The 6,693-nt window shown below is 31.9% G+C and carries 5 protein-coding genes; all 5 read right to left on the bottom strand.

The features are described 5' to 3' along the window. A partial coding sequence (locus N4A40_14600) for a hypothetical protein (protein ID MCT4663084.1) occupies positions 1-3,014 on the bottom strand: 3,014 nt, incomplete at its 3' end. Between the two features lie 118 nt (positions 3,015-3,132). Continuing rightward, on the bottom strand, positions 3,133-5,274 hold the full coding sequence (locus N4A40_14605) for a hypothetical protein (GenBank protein ID MCT4663085.1): 2,142 nt from the start codon (positions 5,272-5,274) through the stop codon (positions 3,133-3,135). Between the two features lie 57 nt (positions 5,275-5,331). Further along, complete coding sequence (locus N4A40_14610) at positions 5,332-5,496, bottom strand: hypothetical protein (GenBank protein ID MCT4663086.1); 165 nt, start codon at positions 5,494-5,496, stop codon at positions 5,332-5,334. Between the two features lie 394 nt (positions 5,497-5,890). Next, positions 5,891-6,277 (bottom strand): rhodanese-like domain-containing protein, encoded by a 387-nt coding sequence (locus N4A40_14615; GenBank protein MCT4663087.1) that lies wholly within the window; start codon positions 6,275-6,277, stop codon positions 5,891-5,893. Positions 6,278-6,424: 147 nt separating this feature from the next. Beyond that, positions 6,425-6,693: hypothetical protein (locus tag N4A40_14620; protein ID MCT4663088.1), on the bottom strand; the 269-nt coding region annotated here is incomplete at its 5' end.

Consider the following 6,693-nt stretch of genomic DNA (forward strand, 5'->3'; position numbering starts at 1 on the left):
AATATTTTTCTTATCTCAAGCCCTTCTAATTCATACGCTAGCTCAACATCCCCATTATCATCTAATTTGACATTTATATATTCTCCAACTCTCAAATTCGAATCTGACGTATCTCTAAAAACTGTAGCCGATTTTAGCATAGTAAAGTTTTTAACCACACCATTGTCAATTACTATATCATTTTGGTCATCAATTCTATAATCGCCAGTTTCTAGTTTTAAATCTCGCCCATCTATTTCTTTTACTTTATATATAATCTGATTTTCATCTGCTAGAGGTCTATAGAATAAATCCATAGACTTGATTACCTTGATATATTCATCATTTGTTTCATTGTACTTAGCAATCACTATGTCTCCACTTTTTATTCCTTCCGACTCAAAGCTCATACCGTCTGCTAGAACTCCCTCTTCGCTTCTTTCATCATATCTATTTATATCAATTGATCCATGTCTTCCTTTTAATACAAGCATGACAGCTTCTTTCTCATCTCCAAGAGTAAAATCAGCCTTAGTCAAATACACAAGGTAGTCTTCACTATCCGATTTTTTGATGAGTGCAGCCACTACATCACCATTATATATTTTCTCAAAATACTTTATTTTATAATTTTCATCGCCTAATAACAAATACTCTTTTATATCGTATTTCTCGCCATCATTTGTGACAAATTGACTATCTACGATCTTGCCTAAAACTGCAATATCACTTAAATCTACTAGAACTAATGCATTTAATTTATTAAATCCATTAAATTCTGCGATGACAAGTTTATTATCTAACTCCTCATATTCCTCCTCTTCATAGTTTAGCTTTTTAACACTATAATTCTTGGCAAAAGATTCTAATTCATTATCTGAATATTCCATTACAAAATTCTTCTCATCATCTGCGTTCAATTCATAAACATCTAATTCACTTGTAGTCATGTAGAAATATTGTGAACTATCCTTTTCATAATCGTAAATATCAATCTCTAGATTTCCATCGTTATTATATAAATGCGAAACAAAGGCTGTACTGAGTCTTTTTTCATTCTTTGCTAGTCTATCAACTATTTCATAGCTTTTAATTAACTTATCATCAGCTTCACTAGAATTCCCTAAAACTTGTGCAGCTATCATTATATCCATATGCTCATATTCCTTTTTTAGCTTGTCCCATTCCGCCTTTGTCTTAGTAACTAGTCTTTCTTCATCTCCATTCTCATCAATCACATGTATGCTCTTCTCATCTACTTCATCGAATTCTTTGAGTATATATTTTCCATCACTTCTCTTTAACTCTTCGTACTCATCGTATGCTAGCAATTTATCATCCTTGTAATATGCTAGTATTTTATCTCCTATCTCTATGTCGTCTTCTATAGCCTCTTTATCTGCTACAAATTTCCTACTAGCTAAAGGCTCGCCATCTATGTTTAGCTTTATATTATATTTACCAGCTTCTTCTTCGAAATCTCCCACTACACCAAAAACTCTATCATTACCAATTCTGTCAGAATGTGCATTTTCTATAATAGCAGCAAGAGCGCGCGATGTATCTTTAGGATCTACTACAAATTGGCAATCAAATCCCTCGCTCAAATCATAAATATATTCAAATTCATATCTATGATAATGAGTAAAGCTATCATTTTTTCTTACAATAAAATTTGAATCATAATCTAAATCTTCAAATCCATCAGTGATTTTTCTATTTGCATTTTTGATGAGCACTCCACCATTTATGTCTATGCTTTTTTCAGAATAATTTTTTTCATCAAAATATATTATCTGGCCAGGCTCTAATTTCACATTCTCTTTTGAAACGTATTTAGCACTTTCATCTATTCTTGAAGTTTTTATATTGTCATAATCAAGCGTATACATCTCATTTTCTAAATCAATACTTCCTGACCATGAGTACTGGAATCCATCTTCTACTATTTGCGCCTTTACCTCTTTTGTTTCTGCATCTATCTCTTCTATTATTATGCAGTCTTCTAAATTACTTAATTTCTCTATAGTCTCTACATCCTCCTCTGTCATTTCTTCTAAATCAGAATACTCTCTAGCATATAGCAAATACACTCCATCATCATTAGATACAAAATCTCCTATATATGCCTTACCTTTTTTCACTTCTTCTCTTAAAAAATCAAGTTTTACATTCATCTTTTCTTTACTATAAGCTGAATCTGATATATTGGTCTTATCTTTTACACTCTGCTCATCTAGTATCAATATTTCTGATGCTTCGTGATCACTATCAGCTAAAGTAAACCACTTTCTCTCTATCTCTATCGGTTTAACCCCTTCCACTTTTTTCACTAAACTATTCGGTTTTCCTCGTTCTATAGTGTATATACTCTTTTTATCACCAATGTGATCTAAAAATACAATTTTCCCATCTTCATTTACTATCACTTCAACGGGTCTATATCTCCATTCATCAAATAAATCATCTAAAGAATATCGATGATTCCAATTTATAGAATCATAATTTATCTCTACCCCAAAATACTCTATAGGCTTGTCCTCGCCTATATTTTGAGCAAATATCCAATTATCTTCCATTTTGTACATAGGATAGCTTATATTTTCACTTCGCTTTGAATTTAATTTTTCTATTCCTACCAATATATTTGAATTTCTATAGGATGCACCTTCTTTACTAGCAGAATACATCTTTTTTTTGTTTAAATAAAACTTATAGATATTGTCTTTTAGCTCTCCAGTTTTTTTTGCGTTCTTTAGATAATCATATAGTTTACTATCATCTATCACAAAATATTCTTTCTCTGTTATAGTAGATTTATACACCTCTATTTCAGCTACAAAAACACCCGTATCAGTCTCTTCTACTCCTGTAATTTCTCCAAAATACTCAAATTCCTTATTCGATACATCTCCCACGGTCAAAGCCTCTGAACCTACATTTTTAGCAGTTGCTGTAGCTAAATCACTAGCGCCTACACAAAATAAAGTCAAAAGCATCAAACAGCAAAATGCTTTCATCATTTTTTTTATCATACCTCAAATTCCTCCTGTCATTTGTATTCTAGTTGCCTAGATAATCAAGCCATTCATATTTACCGTACTAATATTTATCACTCTTTATTATTTTCAAATCTCACAAAATCTCCTCCTATCAAAACATAATATCTACTTTCCCATCCTCATCTAAATGTAAATAAACACCCCCACCTTCTGTAACATCAGAAAATGACTTAACATCATCTGAAATTTCAAGCCATGCTTGATTATTTTCATCAAATTTAGATAGAGGAACTGATTTCGCTCTATAATGTTCATCACGCTTAATTTTTATCTTATTATCTGTCTTTTCCAATACATAAAAGCTCTCAAAATCTGACAACGTATTGCCTAAAAGACAATTTGCTTCCACTATAGTTGATTTTCCCAAAAGCCTAATTTCAAGTATTGCCTCACTATCATCAAAAGACTTAGTAAAATTTTTTTCATTTTGATCAACAGAACCTATTACTACATTTCTCAAATCAAGTATAAGAGGAGAAGTCTTTCGCATATTCTCATCTATAAGCGTTACCATCATCATTTCTTCGTTGTAATCCAGCACTTCTGCTACTTTAAGCACCTTAGTCGATGTCATATTGCTAGTTTTTATAGGTTCAAATACAAAAGCCTCATGGTTTGAGTCACAATATATAAAAGCCTCATCGCCAACTTCAACATTCTCCTTCACATGCTTCACAAGCTCTGAATCAAAAACATCACAAGTATGAACTCCCGTTCTAAATCCATCATATTCTATAAATAAACCATCTTCCATTTCTCTTATATCTATTATTTTAGCTCTATCCATATCCATATTTGTGAGTCTAGGCATTACATGGCAAGCTTTTTTCAAATATTCTCCACTTTGAATATCTTCCAGTTCTATTAGCTCTATATTCTTGTGATATTCTCTTATTCCAAACATATAATCGTCCATATCGTTTTTATCAAAATACTTCCATTTATTTTCATATTTAATCCAGTATCCACTATCACTCGTTTCGTTATAATTTAATTTTCTAAAGTCAGTATCTTTCATTTTGCAATCAATAACCACAATAGTTTCTAAATAATCCTCACTATCTTTATCGAAGTAAATCATATCTCCTGATTTCAAAATATCTTCATTTACTTCAACTAGTCTTCCCTTGTCAAATAATTGGCTCTTTGAATCTAGCAAATCACCTTGCTTTTGTCCAAAAATCTTAGTAGTGTCTTTTATCTTGAAATAGAACTCCGAACCCTTAGTGTTTCCAACAACTACAGTTTTATCGCTATTTAACTGAGTAACCATACCAGCTTCCATGTGCTTACAGTCAATTTCAATATCAGAATCCACTGAATATGATATAAGGGGCTTGTCCTGTATTTCTTTTTCAAATCCAATCCTTTTCATTCCAAACAAAGTATTATTAGCATAGGCGATTTCTACCATATCGCCAATTTTTATATCATCTTTCCAACTCATTTGCGGATTGAATTTAACTGTAAAGCAATAGTCTTCATTGTATTGTAAATCTTTTTCTCTTATATCAAATGGATTGAGCTTACTCGAATAGATAAATTTAAGGCTATCACCTTCCTCACCTATATATTGATAATAATTATGCTCATACAAATCTTCTTCTAATATTTTTTCTATAGCTATTGGCACCTGATTTTCATATTTAACCCTAGCACACATCAAACGTTCTTTTGGAAAAGACTCTCTTTCTGCGCTTCCCATTCCATCTGGCATCAATTCATACAAACTATCAAATGTCATCTCAACAGGAAGTTCCTTGCTATCACCGTCAGGAAATCTCACTTTCGCCTCAGCAAAATATTTAGGCCCACTTTTCCTTTCAAAATACTCTACAAAGACAGCCATATCTATAGATTCTACATCCTTCATTTCAAACATTTCCTCAGAATCATACCTATATCTATCTAGAACAGCTCTCTGTTCTGCTTCTTTCTCGGCTGCAAATTTATCCTCATATTCGTCTGTATTTTCTTCATCTATCTCCGTATTTTTACCATTATCATTTTTAGAAATACCTTCTTTTAGAGTATTTTCTTCATATTCTTTTGAATCTGAATCATTCATCTCATCACTAAAACTTTCTACTTTCACAGCTTCTTTCTTTGAATTTCCACTAAGTTCATTTCCTATTCTCATTCCAAACCAAAGACCAAACCCTACGCAAATTCCAACAATTAAAATCCCCATTAAAAACCGCTTCAATCTGTCTCCTCCTATCATTCTAAGCATAATAGATTAAGCTATAATCTACACTTTTTTCATACAGTGAATTACAAATCAACTACATTAATACTTAGAAGTAATGTCTTTATAGTAGCTATCTCCAAAATCACCTTCACTATTTGTCATACTAAATATCAGATATGAACATGATACTACAATCAAAATCAATAGTATCAAAATCGTGTATTTCTTAACATTTTGGCTATTCCTCCTAGTTTCAACTCTCATAAAAAATCCTCCTATTTTAAATTTCAAATTATGCAACTTTAAAAACATTGCATATTCACTGTTAAGTATCCCCTCCGCTCACCAATCGCGAATACATTAAATTACAATGCTATTTTATCACCGATAACTAATATATCGTTTACAAATTAGTAACAAAAGTGATAATTAATATACATAAGCCTCCTTTATACCAATCATTTTAAACTCATTCCTTTAATGAAACTCCACGAGTAAAACACCACTAAATGAGCAAAAAAAAGATAGGTTGTATACTCTTATCAAGCATATAACCTATCTTTTTTGTTATATATTTTAAAAATAACCCACTAAAATACCGTGTTCAATATGTGAAAATATAATAATTCAGATTTTATCCAAAATCTCTCCATTAACCTCAATCACTGCAGCTTGCTTCTATCGGCATATCTATCTTGCTCCATCCATTCATCATTCCGCCCTTTAAAGAACACGCATCATATCCCAATATATTTAATAACGAAACAGTCTGACCTGCAGTTTGCCCCGTGTAGCACACTACGACTATTTTTTCATCCTTATCAAACACATCGTCTTCAATGAAATCCCAAACTTCTGACCATTCTGCATGAAACGCACCCTTTATATGACCTTTATCGTAATCTTCTTTTTTGCGAATATCTAGCACAAATTGCTTTTCCCCTGCCTCTACTCTACTCTCTAACTGAGCGCAGTCAATAAGATTATTACGTCCCTTTTTCAAACAATCAAAGTAATTTTCGACTACTTGGTAAACTTTTTTCATATTAAACTCTCCTTTCGCCTCTTGGTAGCGCAAACTATCACACTACTCGCATCTTTAATCAATCAGCAAATAAAAGCATATGCCCTTTATACGATTCCATTGTAAAGCAGTTTGATTGTTAAGTAAATAACAATATCGAAACATTTTCTAATCATTTCCCATAACCCAACAAATAGCTACTGGGTTTTCATCCTTCAATCGCATTCTAACAAACAATTTTTGTCCTATTTCATATCCAAGCCACGAATCAGACTCTGATACAATCTCGGCTATTTTTCCATTTTCTCTCTTTATTTTTAATATTATCTCATCTTTTTCATCTTGCAATTTCATCACTTCAACTATTTCAATATTCTCATCTATATATTCACCTGAGAGAGTCTTTCCTGTAAGTGATTTTTCTGCCATGTGAAGAT

It is taken from the genome of Tissierellales bacterium (assembly GCA_025210965.1).
In the GTDB taxonomy this organism is placed as follows: domain Bacteria; phylum Bacillota; class Clostridia; order Tissierellales; family JAOAQY01; genus JAOAQY01.